This window comes from Collinsella sp. Sow4_D11, from assembly GCF_052116465.1.
Taxonomy (GTDB): domain Bacteria; phylum Actinomycetota; class Coriobacteriia; order Coriobacteriales; family Coriobacteriaceae; genus Collinsella.
The window spans coordinates 212,443-235,096 of sequence record NZ_JBQKLA010000001.1 but is presented as its reverse complement, the minus strand read 5'-3'; the positions used below and the strand labels follow the sequence as shown (position 1 = coordinate 235,096).

Annotated in this window: 21 protein-coding genes; 11 read left to right on the top strand and 10 right to left on the bottom strand. The window is 61.2% G+C overall.

The window, feature by feature from the left end; genetic code table 11:
* Positions 1-639 precede the first annotated feature (639 nt).
* Both serC and ACTQ40_RS00985 read left to right on the top strand, forming a co-directional pair.
* The gene (gene serC, locus ACTQ40_RS00990; RefSeq protein ID WP_441563132.1) at positions 640-1,764 is read left to right on the top strand and encodes a 3-phosphoserine/phosphohydroxythreonine transaminase; all 1,125 of its coding nucleotides are present in this window, start codon (positions 640-642) and stop codon (positions 1,762-1,764) included.
* Positions 1,765-1,833: 69 nt separating this feature from the next.
* On the top strand, positions 1,834-2,997 hold the full coding sequence (locus ACTQ40_RS00985) for a phosphoglycerate dehydrogenase (protein ID WP_154515718.1): 1,164 nt from the start codon (positions 1,834-1,836) through the stop codon (positions 2,995-2,997).
* 348 nt (positions 2,998-3,345) lie between these two features.
* Here the strand turns inward: ACTQ40_RS00985 and ACTQ40_RS00980 are convergent, their stop codons facing one another.
* Positions 3,346-4,395, bottom strand: coding sequence for a hypothetical protein (locus tag ACTQ40_RS00980; protein ID WP_441563131.1), 1,050 nt, complete (start codon positions 4,393-4,395; stop codon positions 3,346-3,348).
* A gap of 154 nt (positions 4,396-4,549) precedes the next feature.
* Here ACTQ40_RS00980 and ACTQ40_RS00975 point away from each other — a divergent pair, with 154 nt between their 5' ends.
* Both ACTQ40_RS00975 and ACTQ40_RS00970 read left to right on the top strand, forming a co-directional pair.
* The gene (locus ACTQ40_RS00975; protein ID WP_441563130.1) at positions 4,550-5,770 is read left to right on the top strand and encodes a M20 family metallopeptidase; all 1,221 of its coding nucleotides are present in this window, start codon (positions 4,550-4,552) and stop codon (positions 5,768-5,770) included.
* Positions 5,771-5,809: 39 nt separating this feature from the next.
* Positions 5,810-6,499: a DUF1015 family protein gene (locus tag ACTQ40_RS00970; RefSeq protein ID WP_441563129.1), complete on the top strand. Its 690-nt coding sequence runs from the start codon at positions 5,810-5,812 to the stop codon at positions 6,497-6,499.
* Between the two features lie 131 nt (positions 6,500-6,630).
* Here the strand turns inward: ACTQ40_RS00970 and ACTQ40_RS00965 are convergent, their stop codons facing one another.
* From ACTQ40_RS00965 to ACTQ40_RS00955, 3 genes are all read right to left on the bottom strand, one after another.
* Complete coding sequence (locus tag ACTQ40_RS00965; protein ID WP_441048236.1) at positions 6,631-7,266, bottom strand: histidine phosphatase family protein; 636 nt, start codon at positions 7,264-7,266, stop codon at positions 6,631-6,633.
* A 17-nt stretch (positions 7,267-7,283) separates the two neighbouring features.
* A complete protein-coding gene (locus tag ACTQ40_RS00960; protein ID WP_441563128.1) occupies positions 7,284-7,826 on the bottom strand; it encodes a histidine phosphatase family protein in 543 nt (180 codons plus the stop codon).
* 80 nt (positions 7,827-7,906) lie between these two features.
* Complete coding sequence (locus ACTQ40_RS00955) at positions 7,907-8,578, bottom strand: nitroreductase family protein (protein WP_441563127.1); 672 nt, start codon at positions 8,576-8,578, stop codon at positions 7,907-7,909.
* A 233-nt stretch (positions 8,579-8,811) separates the two neighbouring features.
* Between ACTQ40_RS00955 and ACTQ40_RS00950 the strand changes: the two genes are divergently transcribed.
* Both ACTQ40_RS00950 and ACTQ40_RS00945 read left to right on the top strand, forming a co-directional pair.
* Positions 8,812-9,414, top strand: a complete 603-nt coding sequence (locus ACTQ40_RS00950) for an HdeD family acid-resistance protein (protein WP_118099399.1) — start codon at positions 8,812-8,814, stop codon at positions 9,412-9,414.
* A complete protein-coding gene (locus tag ACTQ40_RS00945) occupies positions 9,415-9,897 on the top strand; it encodes a YaiI/YqxD family protein (RefSeq protein WP_154515742.1) in 483 nt (160 codons plus the stop codon).
* 132 nt (positions 9,898-10,029) lie between these two features.
* On the opposite strand, the gene ACTQ40_RS00940 is transcribed toward ACTQ40_RS00945, so the two are convergent.
* Positions 10,030-11,112, bottom strand: coding sequence for a putative manganese transporter (locus ACTQ40_RS00940; RefSeq protein ID WP_427719556.1), 1,083 nt, complete (start codon positions 11,110-11,112; stop codon positions 10,030-10,032).
* 171 nt (positions 11,113-11,283) lie between these two features.
* Between ACTQ40_RS00940 and ACTQ40_RS00935 the strand changes: the two genes are divergently transcribed.
* The 5 genes from ACTQ40_RS00935 to ACTQ40_RS00915 all read left to right on the top strand — a co-directional run bounded on the left by ACTQ40_RS00935 (position 11,284) and on the right by ACTQ40_RS00915 (position 16,995).
* Positions 11,284-12,252 carry a 3'-5' exonuclease gene (locus ACTQ40_RS00935; protein ID WP_427719557.1) on the top strand — a complete coding sequence of 323 codons (969 nt, stop codon included), beginning with the start codon at positions 11,284-11,286 and terminating at the stop codon, positions 12,250-12,252.
* A 439-nt stretch (positions 12,253-12,691) separates the two neighbouring features.
* Positions 12,692-13,882, top strand: a complete 1,191-nt coding sequence (locus ACTQ40_RS00930) for a hypothetical protein (RefSeq protein ID WP_441563126.1) — start codon at positions 12,692-12,694, stop codon at positions 13,880-13,882.
* 410 nt (positions 13,883-14,292) lie between these two features.
* On the top strand, positions 14,293-14,661 hold the full coding sequence (locus ACTQ40_RS00925; protein ID WP_117794534.1) for an ArsR/SmtB family transcription factor: 369 nt from the start codon (positions 14,293-14,295) through the stop codon (positions 14,659-14,661).
* Positions 14,662-14,724: 63 nt separating this feature from the next.
* On the top strand, positions 14,725-14,943 hold the full coding sequence (locus tag ACTQ40_RS00920) for a cation transporter (protein WP_195363207.1): 219 nt from the start codon (positions 14,725-14,727) through the stop codon (positions 14,941-14,943).
* Between the two features lie 99 nt (positions 14,944-15,042).
* On the top strand, positions 15,043-16,995 hold the full coding sequence (locus ACTQ40_RS00915; RefSeq protein ID WP_441563125.1) for a heavy metal translocating P-type ATPase: 1,953 nt from the start codon (positions 15,043-15,045) through the stop codon (positions 16,993-16,995).
* Positions 16,996-17,093: 98 nt separating this feature from the next.
* Here ACTQ40_RS00915 and ACTQ40_RS00910 read toward each other — a convergent pair whose 3' ends face one another.
* The 5 genes from ACTQ40_RS00910 to pstC form a co-directional block, all read right to left on the bottom strand.
* Positions 17,094-17,864 carry a Cof-type HAD-IIB family hydrolase gene (locus tag ACTQ40_RS00910; RefSeq protein WP_441563124.1) on the bottom strand — a complete coding sequence of 257 codons (771 nt, stop codon included), beginning with the start codon at positions 17,862-17,864 and terminating at the stop codon, positions 17,094-17,096.
* 6 nt (positions 17,865-17,870) lie between these two features.
* Complete coding sequence (locus ACTQ40_RS00905; RefSeq protein ID WP_441563123.1) at positions 17,871-19,730, bottom strand: ABC-F family ATP-binding cassette domain-containing protein; 1,860 nt, start codon at positions 19,728-19,730, stop codon at positions 17,871-17,873.
* Between the two features lie 205 nt (positions 19,731-19,935).
* Positions 19,936-20,808, bottom strand: a complete 873-nt coding sequence (pstB, locus tag ACTQ40_RS00900; protein WP_441563122.1) for a phosphate ABC transporter ATP-binding protein PstB — start codon at positions 20,806-20,808, stop codon at positions 19,936-19,938.
* On the bottom strand, positions 20,805-21,731 hold the full coding sequence (pstA, locus tag ACTQ40_RS00895; protein WP_441563121.1) for a phosphate ABC transporter permease PstA: 927 nt from the start codon (positions 21,729-21,731) through the stop codon (positions 20,805-20,807). Before pstA ends, pstB begins: the two co-directional genes overlap by 4 nt.
* Positions 21,724-22,632, bottom strand: coding sequence for a phosphate ABC transporter permease subunit PstC (gene pstC / locus ACTQ40_RS00890; protein ID WP_441563120.1), 909 nt, complete (start codon positions 22,630-22,632; stop codon positions 21,724-21,726). Before pstC ends, pstA begins: the two co-directional genes overlap by 8 nt.
* Positions 22,633-22,654 lie beyond the last annotated feature (22 nt).

The following is a 22,654-nucleotide window of genomic DNA, read 5'->3' as shown; positions in this document are numbered from 1 at the left end:
CTGGCATGACGTGCTTTTAATCATACCGTGAGACACATACGCAACCCAACGAACAAAGCTGTCCAATGGGCCGTTTCTGCAGACGGTCGTTATCATCCGGTGAACAGCGCTTGGAAGTACCTGCTATGGCTCAAGTGTCTTTTATTGCACAACAAAACCGCCGCCAAAATGATTCGATTGTGAACATAGATGCACGGATCTGCCGACCGGGAGTCTAGGTTTTCCCTACGGTCTGTCGCCTTGCCCCAATCCCGCAAGGTGCCCACACGCTATTATCGATATAAATTGAATGGGCAAGCATTACAGGAGGGGCTCTGCGTGCCAATTGAAAAGCAAGTTCCATACTTGCAAAACACTTCTGGCTCGGTAATTGACAACCACTACGAAGCTCATAGGGCTGTCCAGCAATCCATCGCCCGCGGCTACGATGACCTCGTCAACGGCCGCGTGCGTCCTTGGAAGCAGGCAAAAGCAGAGGCAGATCGGATGCGAGCCATCAGGTAAGGTCACCCCTCCCCCATGTAACCATCCTGTAAATCATAGCGGCGTGGTCGAGTTTTACCGTGATGCGGTCGCGCCTGGCGCTCCACTGTGCTAAAGTATCCCGAACGTTCAAACGACTACGAGGGGAACTAGAAGATGGCACGTGTGCACAACTTCTCAGCTGGCCCGGCCGCACTGCCCACAAGCGTGCTCGCCGAGATCGCCGACGAGATGATGGACTACCGCGGTTGCGGCATGTCCGTGCTCGAGATGAGCCATCGATCTAGCATGTACCAGCAGATTATCGACGACGCCGAGGCAACCCTGCGCCGCCTGCTGAGCATCCCCGACAACTACCGTGTCCTGTTTTTGCAGGGCGGCGCCACGCTGCAGTTTGCGGGTATCCCCATGAACCTCATGCGCCGCGGCCGCGCCGGCTACGTCGTCACCGGCAACTTCGCCAACAAGGCGTACAAGGAGGCCGCCAAGTACGGCGAGGCCGTGCTGCTCGCAAGCTCCGAGGACACCAATTTCGACCGCATTCCCACCATGGCCAATATCAACGCGCGCATTGCCGCCGAGGCCGCGGGCGACGGGCTCGACTACGTCTACATCTGCCAGAACAACACCATCTTTGGCACCATGTACCACGAGCTGCCCGCTTGCGGCGATGTGCCGCTGGTCGCCGATGTCTCGAGCTGCTTTTTGTCGCAGCCGCTCGACGTTGAGCGCTACGGGCTCATTTACGCCGGCGCACAGAAAAACGCCGGCGCCGCGGGCGTGACCGTGGTTATCGTGCGCGACGACCTCATCGCAGATGGCCCCGCCTTTGCGCAGACGCCGCAGTACATGGACCTTAAGACCCAAGCCGCCAAGGGCTCCATGCTCAACACGCCCAACACCTTTGGCATCTACGTGTGCGGCAAGGTATTCCGCTGGGTGGAGCAAACCGGCGGACTAGCTGCCATGGCCGAGCGCAACTGGGCCAAGGCCAACCTGCTCTACGACCTGCTCGAGCACAGCGAGCTGTTCCATGGCACCACGCAGGCCGGCAGCCGCTCCATCGCCAACGTCACTTTCCGCACCGGCGACGCCGATCTCGACGCGGCCTTTGTCGCAGGTGCGGCCGAGCACCAGATTCAAAACGTCAAGGGCCATCGCCTGGTGGGCGGCATGCGCGCCAGCGTCTACAACGCCGTAACCATGGAAGACGTGCAGGCACTGGCCTCGTACATGAAGGACTTCGAAGCGCAGCATAGTTTGAGTCCGCGATCTAACTAGCCCGCAACCCGCGGGCCGACCAGCCACTTCAAACCACTTGTTATAAACAAACCCGCTAAGGAGTTTTTCATGCGCAAGATCAAAACCATCGACGACATAACCAAAGACGGCAAGGTCGAGTTTGGCGAGGGCTACGAGTTTGTGGGCACCGCCGAGGAGGCCGACGCCATCCTGATGCGCTCCACCGACCTGCACGGCTACGAGCTGCCCGAGGGCATCCGCGCCATCGCCCGCTGCGGCGCCGGTGTCAACAACATCCCCATCGAGGAGTACGCCAAGAAGGGCGTCGTCGTCTTTAACTCCCCCGGTGCCAACAGCAACGCCGTCAAGGAGCTCGTCCTGGGCATGCTGGTGCTCTCGAGCCGCGGCGTGGTGCAGTCGATGAACTGGGTGCGCGACAACGCCGACGACCCCGAGATTCAGGTCGATGCCGAGAAGGCCAAGAAGGCCTTTGTGGGCCGTGAGCTCAAGGGCAAGCGCATCGGCGTCATCGGTCTGGGCAACGTGGGCTCCAAGGTCGCCAACGCCTGCGTCGACCTGGGCATGGACGTCTACGGCTACGATCCGTTCATTTCCGTCGAGCACGCGTGGGTGCTGAGCCGCGAGGTGCAGCGCGTGGGCACACTCGAGGACCTCTGCCGCGGCTGCGACTACCTCACCGTGCACGTGCCCAGCAAGGCCGACACCATCGGCATGATCAGCACCGAGCAGATCGACCTGCTGGCCCCGGGCGCCGTGCTCATCAACTATGCGCGCGAGACCATCATTGACGAGGACGCCGTCGACGCCGCCCTGCGCGCGGGCAAGCTGAGCTGGTTTAGCTGCGACTTTGCCACGCCCAAGACCGTCAAGATGCCCAATACGTTTATCACCACGCACTCGGGCGCCGGCACCGGCGAGGCCGAGGCCAACTGCGCCGATATGGCCATCAGCGAGCTCAAGGATTACCTGGAGAACGGCAACATCGCGCACAGCGTCAACTACCCCGCCTGCAGCATGGGCAAGGCGCGCGCCGCGAGCCGCATCGCCTGTCTGCACGCCAACGTGCCCAACATGATCGGCCAGATCACGGCCATCCTGGCCAAGGACAACGCCAACGTACAGCGCATGACCAACGAGTCTGCCGGCGAGAACGCCTACACCATGTTCGACACCGACGAGCACCTGGACAGCAGCACCATCGAGGCGCTCAAGCAGATTCCGTCGATGTATCGCGTACGCGTGATCAAGTAGCGTCGGCGCCAAGCCTGCCAGACAGGCAATGAAGCTCATTCGGCCCCCGTTTTCGCGAAACGGGGGCCGATTTCGTTGCTCCGGCTGGTTTTAAAAATGCTACCCAGAATAAGTTTTTTCGGATAATCGACAGTCATGCCTAAATCACTGAGCGCACCTGCTCTGATAAACAGCTTTATCAGGGACTTTAGTAGGTAAAAATCGATCTCTCTGTGCCGAATGTAAGTTGACTGTCTATTTTCCGAAACAACTTATTCTAGATAGCATTTTTAGGGCCCTCCAAAGGCGAAATTGAAGCCTTTTTGCGACCAAAACTCTAGTCCGCGCGACCGTTTTCCACCCGCACGGCTACATTCCCGCCCAATCGATAAAAATCTCCTCACGAAGCCGCCGTTCGAGCTCCTGCTGCCGCGGCGTCTTGTCTTTCAACGGCACATCGAGATAGGACATGATGAGTTCCATCACCACGCGGAAGGCATCGGAGTCGACCAGCTGACCATAGGTCATCAGAACGACAGGATATCCCATCGCTTGAAGGGCCGTCGTTCGATCGGAGTCCGAGATCTTGGATTCTATGGATCCGTGAATGGCTTTACCTTGACATTCAACCAGGCACTCTCTGCTGCCGTCCTTATTTGACAGCAGGATATCGGCGTAGCGCCTATCAAGCCCCGAAATCAGGCGGGCGCTGCGCGTCATGCGAATCTCAACGTTATTGGTAAGGCGCAGCCCTTCGCCGCCGCGCAACCTCGTAAGGCCAAACAGCATCGAAGCCTGGACCTCGAGCGGCGATGCCACAACCCCCGTAATGCACTTCGCGGCACGCGTAAACGATTTAGCACCGCGGAGCCCCTGGATCTTATTGGCGAATTCTGTAAGTTCAGAGAGCTCAATCAAGGGAGGTCGTTTCCACAGGTCCGTTGGATTCCCCGAGGTATCCTTTACGTTTTCCCAGCCCAACCGTGCGTCACCCCACCGGCTCCCATACGCCTGCTCAAGTGCCGACTTTACCTGAGGCGCAATCTTGCACACGGCAAAGGTGCCGCACATCTCATACATGCACATGATCAGACGCTCATTTGAGACCGAGGAAGCCAGGGTCAGCAGGGTAAAGAGCGGGGACGCAACATCAAGGCCAAACTCTGTCTGCCGCACGGAGCCAAACGGCCTCTCCCCGTTCCAGACATGCCTGACAATTCGACCGCCCTTGCGCCCGCAGACGCCCTGCGCCAACACGTGTAGCGGAGTGCCCAGGAAATGCTTGACGAGCGGGTGCTCACAAAGATGCTCCCTGCGCGGATCGTCCGCAGAATCAGGCAGGTCCGGCATTATTGCCAAGACCTGCGGAGGTATCCGGTGATACCGAAAGGCAGATATGTCGCACAGCATGTCGTCCATAAAGGCTACGTACCCACTGCGCCGTTTGTGAGCCTGCCCGGCCGCCAAACGCGATGGCTCGGCCTGTGAACGGTTAATACTGCTACGCACACGTCGCGAATCTTCCAGGTGGCTTACAATCGGTTTTTGAAGCAAACTGATTGTTAGGTTGCATATGGTTGATGAGAACTTTGCCTGGCGGCTTACGCAGGAGCTCGTGAAGATTGATAGCTCGGACCCGGGCGCCTACGAAGGCGAGATCGAACACTTCATTAAGAGGCTCATTGAACAGCAGCTGGCGCAGCTTGATAGTCCTGCGCTCGATGCCGTGCAGGTTGCAGAGCTCGAAGTACTCCCCGGGCGCCGCAACCTTATGGTCACCGTGCCGGGTGTGAGCGACGAGGCGCGACTCGTCTACATCTGCCATATGGATACCGTCACCCTAGGAGATGGCTGGAACGCGGACACACCGCCACTCGGGGCGACCGTGCGCAACGACAAACTCTATGGCCGCGGTGCCTGCGACATGAAGGGCGGCCTGGCCTGCGCCATTGCCGCACTGGTCCATACGCTCGAGCGCGTGGCGGCGAAGGGCGAGCTGCCCCACCGCGGCTTCTCGCTTATTTGCTCGGTCGACGAAGAGGACTTTATGCGCGGCTCCGAGGCCGCCATCGATGCCGGCTGGGTCGGCTCGCGCGAATGGGTGCTGGACACCGAGCCCACCGACGGACAGATTCAGGTGGCGCACAAGGGTCGCACGTGGTTCGAGATCGAGATGACCGGCGTCACGGCGCATGCGAGCCAGCCCTGGAAGGGCGCGGATGCCGTCGCCGCCATGGCCGAAGTCGTATGCTCGCTTCGTCGCGCGTTTGCGGCGCTGCCCGTGCATGAGGAGCTGGGGCCTTCGACCATCACGTTTGGACAGATCGAGGGCGGCTATCGCCCCTATGTCGTGCCCGACCGCGCCAAGGTCTGGGTCGATATGCGCCTGACGCCGCCGACCGATACGGCCGCCGCGACGCGCATGGTAGAGCAGGCCATCGCCGACGCCGAAGCCGCAGTCCCCGGTTGCCATGGAAGCTATACCGTGACAGGCGACCGCCCCGCCATCGAGCGCGATCCGGTCTCTCCCCTTCTAGCCGCGCTCAAGCGTGCCGCCGATGACGTGACAGGCGCGGACACGACCGTCGGCTTCTTTACCGGCTACACCGACACTGCCGTCATTGCCGGCAAGACGGGTAACCGCAACTGCATGAGCTATGGCCCAGGCTCGCTCGCGCTCGCCCATAAGCCCAACGAATATGTGCCCCACGCCGATATCGTTCGCTGCCAGAACGTGCTCATCGCGCTTACCGACAACACGCTCTGGGGCGCGAATAGCCAAGTTGGGGCATAATAAGCCGCGAACAAACCGACTCGCGCGTTAGGACTGTCCATGAAAGCTCTTCCGTTTCCCTGCATCCGCCCGGCTCAGGACCGTGCGCTCGAGGCGCTGCCTGCGATGGACAGCATTCTGAGTAACAACGAAGCCCTGCGCGGTGCGATTGCCGATGGGCTCATGCTCAAGGATCCGGGTGCGGCGTATTACGTGTACGAATGCTCCGGAGAGCCAGGGCGCGTGACGGGCGCTGTGGCGATCTGCCCGGTTAACGTGCTGACGGGTAACGACGAGGCTGCCGTCGAGAGCGCCGACGCACTCGCCGCCGCGCGCGCGATCACCGAGCTCAAGGTGCAGCCGCGCCCCGTGTCGCTCGCCTACGAGGCGTCGCCCGTCATGGATATCATCCTGGGCGCCGCCAAAGAGGGCGCGTCGCTCTACGCCGTCACCGACCCCGCCGGTATTACGCATCGCGTATGGGAAGTCAAGCGCGAGGACGCTGTTGCCGCCATCCGAGCCATGCTCGATCAGGCACCGGAGCCGGCGCCGGCAGACGACCCCGCCTACGCTGCCGCGCTGGCAGGGGCGGCGCAGCTCCTGGCAGACGAGGCCCGCGCAGCCGGCACCTACACGGGCAAAGAGCCGTTCAACTTTACCGTGGCCGTGCTGTTCCCCGCCGCGCAGGTCAGCGGCGGCGCGCCGCAGGTTCCGACGGGTCTGCTCACTCACCAGATCTCACGGTTCTAGCAAACTCAAACGCGAAGCAGGAAAACCCAGCATCCAAACAAACAAGGGGCGGAGATGCAATGCCCGTGCATGCATCCCCGCCCCTTTCGCATCAAACAATTACGCCGGCAAACCGCGCCGCAACGCCAGCGTCATCCACGCCGCGGGCCCGCTGCCGCCACGAGCGGCTCTAGCCCCAGCTCACGCGCGTAATCCTCCTGCGTAAAGACTTCGACCAGTTCAAACGTATCGGTTGCATCGTCAAACGCAAAATGCAGAACCGAGCAGTTGCCCGGCACGCGCTCGCGCTCGTCGGCCGCCGCTCCCCTAGAGTGATCCAAAAACTCCTTGATGGCCGAGGCATGGCTCACCGCGAGCACGCACGAATGGTCCGGGCGTCGCATAAGATCGGTCAACGTCGTCACCATGCGCTCACGTACCTGCATCTGGCCCTCACCGCCAAACTGACGATAAAAGTCACGCCACGGACGCTCGGGCATCAGCATCACGCGCTCGGCCTCAAAGTCGCCAAAGAACCACTCGCGCAGGCCATCCAGACGCTCGTAGGCAAGGCCCGGCCACAGGCTGGCGATAGTCTGCTCGGTGCGGTGCAGCGTCGAGGTGTAGGCGTGATCGGGCTCAACGCCACGCGCACGCAAGAACATGCCGGCACGCGCCGCCTGCTCGCAGCCCAACTGCGTGAGCGGCGAATCGCTCCATCCCTGAATAATGCGTTTAAGGTTGAATATTGTCTGTCCATGACGGACCAGATACAGATCTTTGTTCATAGGGGTCCCTTCGTTCGTTACCAATCAAGGAGCGAAAACGCCCCGTCGCAATAGCCAAAATGAAGCACGGCACCGTTGTCGGGCTGCTCTCCCCCGCCGGTCACGCATCTAAGAAACTCCTGGCAGGCAGAGCCATGAGAGATCGCAAGCACACGATCGTGCTGCGGTCGGGCCATAATACGGGACAGCGCCGCGACCATGCGCGCCCGAAGCTCGCCTTCCGACTCGCCACCAAAGGCCACCGGATAATCGCCCCAGGGCTGCGGCGGCATATCGCGATTTGATGTGCCCTCCAGCGTGCCCAGGCGCCACTCGCGCAAATCATCGACCGGCTCTATGGGAAGATCCTCGCCAACGATCAGCTCGGCCGTGTGGCGCGCCCGACCCAACGGAGACGAATACGCGTGGTCAAAGGAGATACCGCGCGCCTCAAACGCCGCGCGCGTCGCCAGTGCCTGCTCGCGCCCGCGCTCCGTGAGCGGCGAGTCTTGCCAGCCCTGCAAAATGTTCTGCACGTTAAGCTCGGTCTGCCCATGCCGAACCAAATACAGATCGGACACACGCCCTCCCCTCGCACCACCACAAAGGGGACAGGCACCTTTGTGGTGGTTTGCCGCCGGATCGCGCCGCAACGACGCAACTACACCAGCACGTCGGCAAGCGGACGCTTGGGCACGTGATGCACCTGCGCCTCGTCGCGCCAGTAATTAATAGAACCGTCGGGGTTGGAATCGATCGCGTCGATAACCTGGGTCTCGGCCGACACGCCAAAGGCCATGATCAGCTTGAGCTCGTACTTGTCGCCGTCGAGCCCCATCGCATCGATCGCGCGGGGCGTAAAGGCCTTGAACATGCAAGCCGCCACCTCGGGCGTTGCGCTGCGCGCGGCGAGCATCATCGTCTGAGCCGCGATGCCCGTGTCGACCTCGGTGATAGGCGCGGCGGGCTTGCCGGGAACGGTGCGCTCGGCAAGAATTGCAATGTAGCCGGTCGGACGCTCGCCCTCGGCAGGACCCGGCCAGTCCTTGAGCGCCCCGGCCCATGCGAGCTCGTCAAACACGCGAGCGCAGTCCTCGGCACCGCTCACCACATGAAAACGCAAGCGCTGAGCATTGGCGCCACAGGGGACCAGGTGCGCCAGCTCTGCCAGCTCGAGCAAAAACTCGCGCGGCACGCGCATGGACTCGTCAAAACGGCGGCATGTGCGGGCGCGACGGACCAGCGCATCAAACGCATCCAGGCCAAGCTTTTCGCAACCCTGCTTTGCCATCGACTCGGCGCTCGACGGCGCCGCGGGAACTGCTTCGTTCATAGGGACCCCCAAAAAGCCAATTGTTCTTAGGAAAATCTAACCTAAAACGCAGGCAATAACGAACAGAGCTGCAATGTTCTACACCTGTTGAATAGAAAATTGCAACGTGGGGAACAACGGAAACAAATCGGGGCCTTTGGGTTACGTTTCGCCCTGCCCAACCCATATACCAGTACCTTTAGGCGATACTGGTTGTAACGACCGCGGCTTACGCCGCACGGAAAGGAGGCCTCATGGGCATCTTTAAGAATGACGACCAGCAATCGAGTCTGTTTGGATTTGACGAGAAAAGCATGGCAGGCAAGGCGATTAAAGCCGTGCGCTGGATCTACGCCGCCACGGGTGTCATCGCACTCATCGCCGGCATCGCGCTGCTGTTTGCACCCGCTAAGACCCTCGTCTTTTTGACGACCGTACTGGGCTTCTACTTTGTGATCACGGCTGGCGTCAGGCTGTTCACCGCCATTTTTGAGCCGCTGCTGCCCGCCGGCTGGCGCGTCACGAGCATCCTCGCCAACCTGCTCATCATCTTGGGCGGCGTGGTGATCCTGCGCAACCAGGCGCTTTCGACCGCGACGCTCAGCACGCTTGTGGTGGTCGTGGCCGGCTTTGGCTGGATTGTCGAGGGCATCATGTCGATTCTGGAGTCCGAGCTTTCTTCCAACCGCGCCCTCGCCATCCTGAGCGGCGCGCTCTCCATCATCGCCGGCGTGTTCGTGTTCATCTATCCGTTGTGGTCGGCAAAGATGCTCGTCATCTTTACCGGCGCTGCACTCCTGGTGTTTGGCGTGACGCTGGTTATTCGCGCTATCCGCTTTGGCAAGCTGGTGCACTAGATGCCGCGAACGCTGTTTATTGATGCCGACGCCTGCCCGGTCACGCGTGAGTCGATCGACTGCGCGCGACGGGCGGGTGTTGCCGTGGTTGTTGCCGGCAACAGCACGCAAAACCTGGAGCGGCACATTCGCCGTGACGACCCGCGCGATGCCGAGCACGCGCGACGTGGCTTTTGGGTCACAACGCTCGACGTGAGCGTGGGCGCCGATAGCGCCGACTTTGCCATTATCGAGCGTCTGCAGGCAGGCGATGTGGTCGTGACACAGGACATTGGCCTGGCCAGCATGGTGCTCGGTCGCGATGCCGCCGCCATCGGCGTGCGCGGGCGCGTGTACGACAAAGCCACCATCGATATGCAGCTGTTTATTCGTCACGAAGAAAAGAAGGTGCGCCGCGCCGGCGGTCGCACCCGTGGACCGGCAGCCTTCACCAGCGAAGACCGCGCCCGCTTTAAGCGCAACCTCACCGACCTGCTGCGCTAACCAAGGTAGATTTTTGGGACATACCTAAAAATCTACCTTTTTGTTTTGGCGATTGGCGCGCATCCAACGCCGGTCATGGCGGTAGATGTTTGAGGCATGCCCCAGTTTTTACGGGATACCTCAAACATCCACTTAGAGGCCAAAGGCGGAAAGGATAAGGCCCCAGCCGGCGCCGATGACGTACATCATGACCAGGAACACCGCGTTTTCGCGAGCGCTGCGGTTGGTGCGGAACAGTACCAGGTAACCCACGCCGGCAGAAATGAGCGTGCCGGCGAGCATCGGTGCCAGCTGCAGCGCGCCTTCCAGATACAGCTGCGTAATGACCACGCTCGCCGAGCAGTTGGGAATGAGGCCGACAAGCGCCGAACCCAGGACGGCGAGCGTCTCGTTGCCGCGCAGGAACTGCTCGATCGCGGACTCGCCGAAGGTCTCGAGCACGGCGACCAGAATCAGCGTCACCAGGAAAATGAATACCGAAACCTGTACGGTGTGCGAGATCGCGCTGCGGATAATCGACAGGACGGGCGCGCCTTTGTGTGAGTGGGAGTGACCGTGGTGGTGTTCGTGCTCGCCCTCGTGTCCGTGGTCGTGGCCATGTCCGTGGTCACGCTCGTCCTCGTCTTCATCACAACCGCAATGGTCGCGCTCGCACAGCTCATGGATGTGGTCGGCGCTCACGCCCGCCTCGGCCACCTCGTCGATGATGTCACCGCCGCTGTGATCGTCATGTGCGCAGTTAACGTGCGCCGGATTGGCAGCGGTTCCCAACACGGTACGGCGGATCGCCGCATGAGCACGGGCGTTGCGACGCAGACCGCGAATGGCGGCATCTACGATAAAGCCCGTGACCAGCGCGATCAGCGCCTTCGAAGCCAAAAGCATCGCCATAGTCTGCACGGGAACCTGCTCGGCAAGCAGCAGTGGCAGCATCTCGTCGGAGGTCGAGAGAAACACCGCCACCAGCGTGCCCAACGTCACGACGCGACCGGCGTACAGCGTTGCCGCCATCGCCGAAAAGCCACACTGCGGCACCATGCCCAGCAACGAGCCAACCACGGGGCCAGCGGCGCCGGCACGCTTGATGGCGCCGTTGACGCGATCGCCCGCCACATGCTCCAGCGTCTCGAGGGCCAGATATGTCACCAACAAGAACGGCACCAGCGAGAGCGTGTCCTTGCCGGCGTCGAGCAAAATATCAATCAGCAAATCCATGACGGATGGAACCTTTCGTGTCTTTCGGCAGCATTGTAAAAGTCCTAGCGGTCAACTAGGGTATTGTAGTTGTCCTAGGCGTGATGCCAATAGTTGCCTGTGGTAAACTATCATCTCGCCACATCTCAATGACCCCGAGCCGCACGACGCGGCCCGTCCAAGGAGCAGTATATGAACGTTTCGCAAGCACTCGAATACGAGCGCCAGCCGTTTATCCCCATGTTCATCTATGGCGATCACGCCGCCATGGAATCCGAGCGTCAAAAAGGCGAAGAGGCCCTCAAGGTGCTCGAGACCGAGTACTTTACCGCCGAGGGCGACCCTGGCTTCGACTTTGCCACCGTGCGCGACCTGGCCGACCGCAACCGCGACCTATGCGACCAGATTGGCGAGGCACGCCTGCGCAACGTGACGCCCGTGACGCTTTCGCGCGGCCTGTCCGACGCCGATACCTGCGCCGCCATCGGCAAGATGCAAAAGCGCACCGCCGCGTCCGTCATGCGCGAGATCCGCGGCGACCGCGATGCGCTCGGCGTGGCGTACGCCCGCAAGCCCATCCAGGGCACGGTGCTCGGCATCGACATCGAGACCACCGGCCGTGCACCCGAGCGCGGCTACATCATCAACGTGGGCTGGGAGATCATGGAGCTCACCAGCGACGCCGTCCCGCACGACGCCGAGGCACACTATTGCGGCCTGCCCGATATCTACCGCGGCGAAGATGTGCCGCTGTCGAATATCCATCACATCACCTGGGACGACATCGACGGCAAAACGCCCTTCCGCGAGAACAAGGAGCTGCAAAAGCAGCTGCTCAAGCTCATGAAGAAATACCCGTACATGGCGCACAACGCCGCCTTTGAGGACAGCTGGTTCAAGATCCATCTGGACGGCTATGCCGAGGCGCGCCGAGCCGGCAAGATTATCGTCATCGACTCGCGCCAGATCTGCCGCAGTCTGGACGCCGACGTGCGCTCGCTCCCCCGCGAGTCCGCACCCGCCGCACTCGAGAACTGGGCACGCCGTCGCGGCACCCTCGCGCCCGACGCCAACGAGCAGCACCTGGGCCTCGACGACACCGACCTCATGCTCCGCACGGTGCAGGCCGAGTTCAACCTCAAGAACCTGTTTGCCAAGTAGATTGCCAAGCAGAGGCGCCATTCGCGAGCAATACTTGCCGGACCATAGCGCCCGGCGCAAAAGCGACACGCCGAGGCGCCCCCCTCAAGCGACGCAAAAACGGGCCGATGTCCAAGCGGATATCGGCCTGTTTTTCGCGCCGTACAACATGGCCCTCCAGCCCCCGATGTCTAGCCGCCGCATAACCAAGTACTTCATCTGCGTATGTTCAAGCCAAATTGCACATTTTTGTTGACGCCGCCTTTGCATCAAAACGATGCTGACCAGCATCAGTTGTGGAGGTCTGCGTAGCCAGCGAGCTGCGACAATGCTCCAAATAGCATCTTTCTCCATCATTGGCGTCAAGCGCTTGGACAGCTTTTGTTATGCCGCGACATTTTACCTTGGCATTCATTGCGAGCCCCGCTGCCTGGTCTGCCATGCTATCTGTATGAGTATCGTGCTTTCACATAACACGGCAAAAGCGGTCTACCAAGCCGCATACTCGGTATCCGCAATTGGCACCGAGCCCTGCAGCCCTGCCAAGATCTACGGGGCGCGCCCCAGCAAGGAGCTGCTCGACTCTGCCGCCGACTGGCTCGCCAGGCACAACGTCGCTCTGGATAACGATGCCCCGCTCGATACAACGGTGTTCGAGCGCGCAAACGTGCGCAGCATGACGGGCTGCAAGTGCCACGTATCATCCAAGCGATTCGCGGGCTCGCGCTTTATCAAGCTTGCCGACGACATCTATATTGTCGGCGTCGAACTCTGTGCGCTTCAGGCCGCAACCTATCTTCCCTTTCGAGAACTTGTGGAGTACTACTTCGAACTGTGTGGCGCCTATTCCCTTGGGCACGATGCCTCGACATCCTATACTGAGCGCTTCGCGCTCACCTCGACTTCGAGCCTTAAACATTTCTTTAACTCCCTCATCGACTGCAAGGGCCTCGAACTTGCCCGAAAAGCCATCCAATGCGTGCGGGACGGATGCCGATCGCCGATGGAAACGGCGTTTGTCATGATGCTCACGCTACCCAGGCGCGAGGGCGGTCTTGGCATTAGCGAGATCGAGACCGACTACGAAGTAAAGGTCACAGCTGCCGCAAAGAATCTCACGCGGCGCGAAAAGTTCTATATGGATGCATATCTCAAGCGGTCCCGAACCGACATCGAATACAACGGATTTCAGCACGATGCCGAAGAAGACCGCGCCATTGACGAAGAGCGCAAGAACGCGCTGGCGTCCATGGGCTGCGGAATCATTACCGTCAGTCGCTATTCCTTTATGCACGCCAGCGCCTTCGCCAGGGTTATGGAGGCAATCCAGCGAAAGGAGGGCATTCGCCCATCGCGCCTGCCCAAAGATTTCGCAATCAAGCAAGAAGAGCTACGACAATTTGTGCTCAGGAGATTTATCGAGGAAAAGAAGCGTATTGAGGAGCTCCTCCGTCAAGACGCAGCGCAGGGTAATGCACTTGAGCTCGAGCGCGCAGTGCTCGAGGGCATCTCGCTGGACGACCCGACGATCAACAATGTCCCGGCCATCGACGACATGCAAGTCATCGAGCTGGATTGTCCGGAGTTCGCCCAAACAAGCACCTCCACACCCGAAGGCAGGGTGTACGGGGCCAGAACAGAGGCGGACTGACAGGGTGGGTACCCCGGCGACGTGCAAAAACGGGAGTTTTCAGCAGAGCCGAGTATCCGAGGGCGGCCGAATTGCCCCATTTTGCACCGAAGCCGCTGTTTTCGATCTAATTTAGGCAACAGCTGGGGAATATCTATTGCCATTTGCACTCCAGTAAAGCCCTGTGGCGGCAAACGACGCCGTATCATGCAATAAATAACCCCGCGTCGATGCTGAAAACTCCCGTTTTTGCACGTCGCCGGGATACCCACGTTGGCATCGGCGGCCTTAACCGCGTCCACAATGCCCTTAGCCGCCTCTGGGGCCAATCGACAACAAAAAAAATCGCAAATTATATTGACATATGAACATGCGCTCATATACTCGGAAGTAAGTTATATGAGCACATGTTCATATGAAAGGATATTGCAATGAGCGAACACGCCGATGAAATAAGGACCGACATCGACACCACCATCGTGCCCGACATCCCCACCACTTGCTCGCCCGAGGACCTTCCCGACGAGGAGCTGCTGTACGACCTTGCCGACTTGTTCAAGGTTTTCAGCGACACCACGCGTATCAAGATCCTCTACGCTCTCATGGGCCGCGAACTCTGCGTGGCAGACATCGCCGAGGCGACTGCGACCTCGCAGTCCGCGGTGTCGCACCAGCTGCGCACGCTCAAACAGTCGCACCTGGTTAAATTCCGGCGCGACGGGCGCAACATCCTCTACTCGCTCGCCGACGATCATGTCTACACCATGCTCAACCAAGGCATGAGCCACATCTGCGAATAGCGACCAACCACGGTACCAGCGCGGTCTGCACCCAAGCCGCAAATACAGGGAAAGGAACCCATCATGAAAAAGCAGTTCAAGCTCGACGAGATCGACTGCGCCAACTGCGCGCGTAAGCTTCAGGACGAACTCGCCAAGCTCGAGGGCGTCAAATCCGTTTCGGTCAACTTTATGACTCAGAAGCTGACGCTCGAAGCCGACGACGCTGAGTTCGACGAGGTCCTTGATCGCGTCGTGGAGTTCACCGCCGACGCTGAGCCGGACTGCGAGATCATTCTCTAGCCTGCGCATACGCTGATACGCAAGGCCGCGCTTGTCGCGTCCTTTGTCGCGATGTTATATGAGCGGGTGTTCATACATTCAAATGGGAGGATACGAGTCATGGCCACCGCCGACCCCAAGAAGAAAAAGAAGAAGCGCAAGAAAAAAGAGTCACTCGAGCATAAACGCAACCGCATCCTGGTAGCGCTGGGTATTTTTGTCGTGGTGTACGCCCTCGATGAGCTCGGCACCCTCACCGCCGCATTCGGCACCCCAGGCAACATCTACGCCAGCTTTGTGCTGTTCCTCGTGCCGTTTTTGATTGCCGGCTACGACGTGCTCCAAAAGGCATTCAGCAACATCCGCCGCGGCAAGGCCTTCGACGAGAGTTTCCTCATGGCCGTCGCGACCATCGGCGCGTTTGCCACGGTGCTCTTCCCCGATACCGACCCGCACATGGCCGAAGGCGCCGCCGTTATGCTGTTCTACCAGGTCGGCGAGCTGTTCCAGGCATACGCCGTGGGCAAGAGCCGCAAATCGATCAGCGCCATGATGGACATCGCGCCCGATTACGCCAACGTTGAGCAGGCTGACGGCACGCTCGAGCAGGTCTTTCCCGATGACATCGCCGTCGGCACCGTCATTGTCATCAAGCCCGGCGAGCGCGTGCCCATCGACGGCGTTATCGTCGAGGGCGTAACCCAGCTCGACACCGCCGCCCTCACCGGCGAGTCAGTCCCCCGTACCGCCAAGACCGGCGACGATATCATCAGCGGCTGCATCAACATGACGGGTCTTATCCGCGTGCGCACCACCAAACCCTTTGGCGAGTCCACCGTCGCGCGCGTCCTGGAGCTCGTGGAAAACGCCAGCGAGAAGAAAGCACGCACCGAAAACTTCATCACACGGTTCGCCCGCGTCTACACGCCCGCCGTCACCGGCGCGGCAGCGGTGCTCGCGCTCGGCGGCGGCCTGGTGACCGGTGCTTGGTCCGATTGGATCCTGCGCGGCCTGACCTTCCTCGTCGTCAGCTGCCCGTGCGCACTCGTAATTAGCGTGCCACTGAGCTTCTTTGGCGGCATCGGCGGCGCGTCCAAGCTGGGAGTTCTCATCAAAGGCTCCAACTACCTCGAGGCGCTCGCCGATGTGGATACCGTCGTCTTCGACAAAACCGGCACACTCACCAACGGCACGTTCTCAGTCGTCGCGGTGCACCCCGAGGGCGGCTATACCGAGCAATCGCTGCTTGAAGTCGCAGCCCTCGCCGAGTCGTTCTCCGACCACCCCATCGCGCAGTCGGTGCGCGCCGCCTTCCAGGGCCAACTCGACCCCAAGCGTGTATGCGACTCCACCAACGACGCGGGCCACGGCGTGACGGCGAACATCGACGGCAAGCACGTCGTCGTCGGCAACGCCAAGATGCTCGCCGCGTCCGGTGTTGAAACACCGGACTGTGAGGTCGTCGGCACTATCCTCCATGTGCTGGTCGATGACGTCTATGCCGGTCACATCGTAATTGCCGACACCGTCAAGGCCGATGCCGAGCAAACGATTCGTGAGCTGCACGCCGCCGGCGTCAAGCGCACCGTCATGCTCACGGGAGACCGCGAGGAAGTGGCCGCCGCCGTGGCCAATCAGCTGGGAGTCGATGAGTTTCACGCGCAGCTTCTGCCAGGTGACAAGGTCGAGCGCGTCGAGGCATTGCTGGCGACCGAATCGGGCAAGGGCAAGCTCGCCTTTGTGGGCGACGGTATCAACGATGCGCCCGTGCTCACCCGTGCCGATGTGGGCATTGCCATGGGCGCCATGGGCTCCGACGCCGCGATCGAGGCAGCGGACGTTGTGCTGATGGACGACAAGCCGTCCAACATTTCCCGCGCGATCCGCGTGGCTCGCAAGACCATGACGATTGTTTGGCAGAACATCATCTTTGCACTGGGCATTAAGATGCTGATTCTGGTACTTGCGGCACTGGGCATTGCCAACATGTGGCTCGCCGTCTTTGGCGACGTGGGCGTGGCGATCATTGCCATCCTGAACGCCATGCGCGCGATGGGTGTCAAGAACCTGTAGCATGCGTGGCTGTCCGGCCGGGCGACGCGGCACACCACGCGCAAGGGGCGTCCCCAACTGCCGGCAGAAAAGGAACGTCCCCAAGTGCCGAGCCGCAGCTATAGCAGCCCAAAGTGCTTTGCGGCGTTGTAAATTCCGTCGTCGTCCACGGCGGTCGTCACGTAGCTCGCCGCAGCCTTTACCGTGTCTTGCGCGTTGCCCATGGCCACGCTCGTGCCCACGGCGGCAAACATCGACAGGTCGTTCTCGCCATCGCCAAAGGCGATCGCCTCGCTCGCGTCGATGCCCAGGCGCTCCAGCGTCGCCGCCACACCCAGGTCCTTGCCGCCGTTGGCCGGAATAATGTCGCAGAACAGGTCGCACCAGCGCGTGGTGAGCGAATGCGACACGGCATCGGTCACGATATGCTCGTCGGCCGGATCCACAAAGGCGCAGAACTGGTAAACCGGCGCATCGAAGGCGTGCTCAAACGGCTCCTCGTGGTAGACGATTCCCGCGTTGTTACCGGCCGTCACCACGCGCTCGGACAGGCGGTTCACAAACGAGTTCTCGCCCTGCATGCACAGTGAGTCATAGCGCCCCTGCGCCACCTGGTCCACAATCACCGCAACGTCGTCCGGATCAATCGGGCAGCTGCGGTAAACGCCCTCGGCATCAAAGCAGTGCTGGCCCGAAAGCGTAATGTACGCATCCCAACCAAGATCGAACAGCCAATCGGGCATCTGGTAGGTCGGACGGCCCGTGGCGATCACGCACGCAATCCCCTGCTCGTGAAAGCTGTCGAGCACTTGCTGCGCCGACGCCGGAATCCGGTGCGTCTTAAAGCTCAGTAGCGTGCCGTCGATATCGAAAAACGCGGCTTTGATCATCCTCGTCTACTCCTCGCCCTCGAGCTTCTCGCTCGCCTCGAGCCACGCCATCTCCAGCTCGTCCATAGCGGCGTGAGCCTCGTCGATCTTTGCCTGCTGCTCGCCCAGCGCCGTGTAGTTGGTGGGGTCGACCTGAGCCATCGCGGCCTCGGCCTCCTCCACGCGAGCGCGCTGCGTCTCCATCTTGCGCTCGAGCGAGCTCACCTCGCGGCGGAGCTTCTGGCGCTCGGCATTGGAAAGGCCATTGGGCTGACCGCTCGCCTTGGGCTTTTCGGCCGCAGCTGCCGCGGCACCGGTGTCAAACGTGCCGGTCTTGGCGCTCGGCGCACCCACGGGCTCGCCCTCGGCGGTGGCATTGCACAGGCGCAGGTACTGGTCGACGCCGCCGGGCATATGCGTCAGGTGACCATCGAGCAGCGCCCACTGCTGGTCGGTCACGCGCTCCATCAAAAAGCGATCATGCGTTACCAGAATCAACGTGCCGGGCCAACCATCGAGCAGGTCCTCGACAATCGCCAGCATGTCGGTATCCAGGTCGTTGCCGGGCTCGTCCAAGATGAGCACATTGGGCTCATCCAGAATCGTCAGCAGCAGCGACAGGCGACGGCGCTGTCCGCCCGAAAGATCGCCGATACGACTCCAGAGCTGCTGCGTCGTAAAGCCCAGACGCTCGCAGAGCTTCTCGGGCGAGGTCTCCTTGCCATCGATAACGTAGTACTTCTTGTAGTTGCTGAGCACCTCGCGGATTGTGTCGCCCATGTAGGGCTCGAGCTCCTCGAGCTGCTGCGACAGCACGCCAAAGCGCACCGTCTGGCCAATCTTCACGCGGCCGCGCAGGGGCGCGATCTTGCCCTGAATCACATCGAGCAGTGTGGACTTGCCGGCGCCGTTCTCGCCCAAAAGACCATAGCGGTCGCCCGCACCAATGAGCCAGGTCACGTCGGAGAGCACTTGCTTGGGCGAGCCGTCGGTATCGGCATAGCCGGCGTCCACATTGACCACGTCGATAACCTGCTTGCCCAGGCGACTCACCGCCAGGCGCTTGAGCTCCAGCTCGTCGCGCACGGGCGGCACGTCGGCAATGAGCTCGCGGGCGGCATCCACACGAAACTTGGGCTTGGTGGAGCGCGCCTGTGCGCCGCGGCTCAGCCACGCGAGCTCCTTGCGCGCCATGTTGCGACGGCGCTCCTCGGTAACGGCGGCCATGCGGTCGCGCTCTACGCGCTGAAGGATATACGCGGAGTAGCCGCCCTCGAAGGGATCGACCTGGCCGTCGTGGACCTCCCACATGCTGGTGCAGACCTCGTCCAAGAACCAACGGTCGTGCGTGACCACGAGCATGGCGCCCTGGCCGCGCTGCCAGCGGGCCTTTAAGTGGCGCGCGAGCCAGTTGATGGTGCGCATATCCAGATGGTTGGTGGGCTCGTCGAGCATGAGCACATCGTAGTCGCCGATCAGCAGGCGCGCGAGGTCCACGCGGCGGCGCTGACCGCCCGAAAGCTCGCCCACCGTGCCCTCCCAGGGCACATCGCTAATAAGGCCGGCCAGGATCTGGCGCGTACGCGGGCTCGAGGCCCATTCGTACTCGGGCGTGTCGCCGACGACGGCATGATGCACGGTGTCGGTATCGACCAGATCGTCCTTTTGGCCGAGCAAACCAATCGTCGTGTCGCGGCGATGCGTCACGCGGCCGTCGTCGGGCTCCAGTGTGCCGGCGAGCACGCTCAGCAGCGTCGACTTGCCGTCGCCGTTTTTACCGACGATGCCAATGCGGTCGCCCTCGTCCACGCCGAGCGTCACGCTATCGAAAATATGCTTGGTGGGAAACTCTAGGCTGACGGAATCGCATCCCAAAAGAATCGCCATATGCCCTGCTCCTTCGTAGAAATTCAACGTTGTCCATGATAGCAGCGAGCCCCACCCCAAACCACCACGAAGGTGCCTGTCCCCTTTGTGGTGGTCGTTTCGGTCGCAGAGCAAAAAGGCGGGCCATCTCCCGCAAGAGATGACCCGCCTCTCCAATCAGTCCCGCGGCAACCATGGCCGCCGCGGGCCTCAAGCATGTCCCGGACTAGGAGAACATGCCGGTGAGGTAATCATTCAGCCGCTTATCCTTGGGCCGTTGGAAAATCTCGTCGGTCTCGTCGTACTCGACCATATCGCCCATGTAGAAAAACGCCGTGCGGTTGGACACGCGCGACGCCTGCTCCATGTTGTGCGTCACGATGACGATGGCGCGATCGGCAACAATCGATGACATCAGGTCCTCGATTGCCAGCGTCGAGATGGGGTCGAGCGCCGAGCAGGGCTCGTCAAACAGAATCACATCGGGATTGAGCGCCAGCGTGCGCGCAATGCACAGGCGTTGCTGCTGGCCGCCCGAAAGCGCGTAGGCGCTCTTGTCGAGCTTGTCCTTGACCTCGTCCCACAGCGCCGCGCCGCGCAGGCTTTCCTCGACCATGCGATCGAGCTCGTCGCGGTCAGTAATGCCGTGGCGTTTGGGCGCAAACGTGATGTTGTCGCGAATGGACTTGCGAAAGGGGTTGGGCTGCTGAAACACCATGCCAATGGAGCGACGCAGCTCGTAGGTGTTCTCGGTCTTGGTGTTCACGTTGCGCCCGCGGTAGTTGATCTCGCCCTCCACGCGGCAGCCGCGAATCTCGCGATTCATAAGGTTGAGGCTGCGCAAAAAGGTCGACTTACCGCAGCCCGAAGGCCCGATGAGCGCCGTGATCTCGCCCTTGTGAAAGTCGAGCGACGTATCGTGCAGCGCATGGTGGTCGCCATAGTAAACGTTGACGTCCTTGGTGGAAAGCACGACCTCGTCGCTCACGGCTTTGCCGCTTACGCGCACGCGCTTCTCGCTCTCCCCCACGCTCGACAAAAAGTCCTGGGTCTCGGACGCGGCCGCTTCGGTTGCGGGCGATGCATTTATCTCGCTCATTCGGCCGTCATCCTCCTTGCCAGTTGCTTGCCCACGATACGGGCGACTACGTTAAACAGCAGCACGCAGATCATCAGCAGTGCCGCGGTGCCCCAAACAATCTGCTGTGCCTCGGGGCTGCCCTCGCCGTAGATCTTATAGATGTGCACGGCGAGCGACTCACCGGGGCGGAACACGTTCCAGGCGCAAGTGGGACTCGACAGGTTAAAGCTCAAGAAGTTCAGACGCACCGGCGAGCTCATGCCCGAGGTAAAGAGCAGCGCCGCGGCCTCGCCAAACACGCGGCCGGCCGAAAGCACGATACCGGTCACGATGGCGGGCATGGCCTCGGGGATCAGGATGTGCAGCGTGGCTTCCCAACGGGTGAGGCCCATGGCCAGGCACGCATCGCGCTGGGCCTGCGGCACGTCCTCGAGCGCCTGCTGGATCACGCGCACCAGGATGGGAATGTTGAACATGGTGAGCGCGACGGCGCCGGAGATGATGGAGTACTTCCAGCCCAGCTGCACCGAGAAGACCAGAAAGCCGAACATGCCGACGACGATGGAAGGCAGCGAGGACAGCGTCTCGATGGCGGTGGAGGCGATGTCGCGGATGGGGCCGTCCGGCGCGTACTCAACCAGGAAGACCGCGCCGCCCAAGCTGATGGGCACCGAGATACCTAGGGTGATCAACAGCAGATAGAACGAGTCGAACAGCTGGTAGAGCACGCCGCCCTGGGTTCCGTTGGCGCGCGCGGGCTGCGTGAGAAATCCCGGCTGGAACAGCGTCGAGATGCCCTCGAACAGAATATAGGCCACCATGGAGACGACGATGAGCATGACGATGGCGACAATTGCCGTCAGCACGCCCGTGGCGATGCGGTCCTGCTTTTGGGCGCGCCTGAGTCTCGCCTCGTCGATATGAATGCGCGTGCTAGCCACGAGCCTTCGCCCCCTTGCGGCCGATAAGGTGGATGATCAGGATAAAGATGAGGCTCATGCCCATCAGCAGCAGACCGAGCGCCCACAGGACGTCGTCTTGGGCCGAGCCCTCGGCATAGACCGCCATGGACGTGGTGAGCGTGGTGGTGATGGTGGACGCCGGCGACAGCAGCGACGTCGGCATGGCCTCGATACCGCCGATAACCATGCGCACGGCGAGCGTCTCGCCAAAGGCGCGGGTCATGCCAAGGATGACCGCGGTCATGAGCGACGGCATGGCGGATTTGAGTACCACGTGCCAGATGGTCTGCCAGCGGGTGTAGCCCAGCGCGAGCGAACCCTGACGGTAGCTATCGGGCACGGCACGCAGGCCATCGACCGAAAGGGTGGTCATCGTCGGCAAGATCATGACGGCCAGCACGATGGCGCCGGGCAAGATGCCCAGGCCCGTGCTCACGTGGAAAACGCTCTTCAGAAGACCGACGACCACGTGAAAGCCGACCAGGCCAAAGACGACCGAGGGAATGCCGGTCAAAAGCTCAATAAGCGGCTGAAACACCTTGGAGCCAAACTTAGGGCTAATCTCGACCGCAAAGATAGCAGAGCCGATGGCGATGGGCAGCGCGATAAGCGTGGAGAGCACCATGACCGCAAACGAGGTGACGATCAGGGGCAGGGCGCCGGTATAGGGCAGTCCGTTTTCGGCCGTGTTGGCCAGGTCCCACTTGGTGCCGGTAAAGAACTCGACGACCGAAACGCCGTCCTTGAGAAAAGCCGAGAGGCCCTTTTGGGCGACCATAAAGATGAGCGCGGCAACGACAAGCGTCACGAGCGCTACGCACGCGCCCGTGACGCCCAGGCCCACGTTCTCAAGGTCGCGCTTTGGCAGCTGTTTTGCCATTGCAAACCTTTCCGGGGCGATT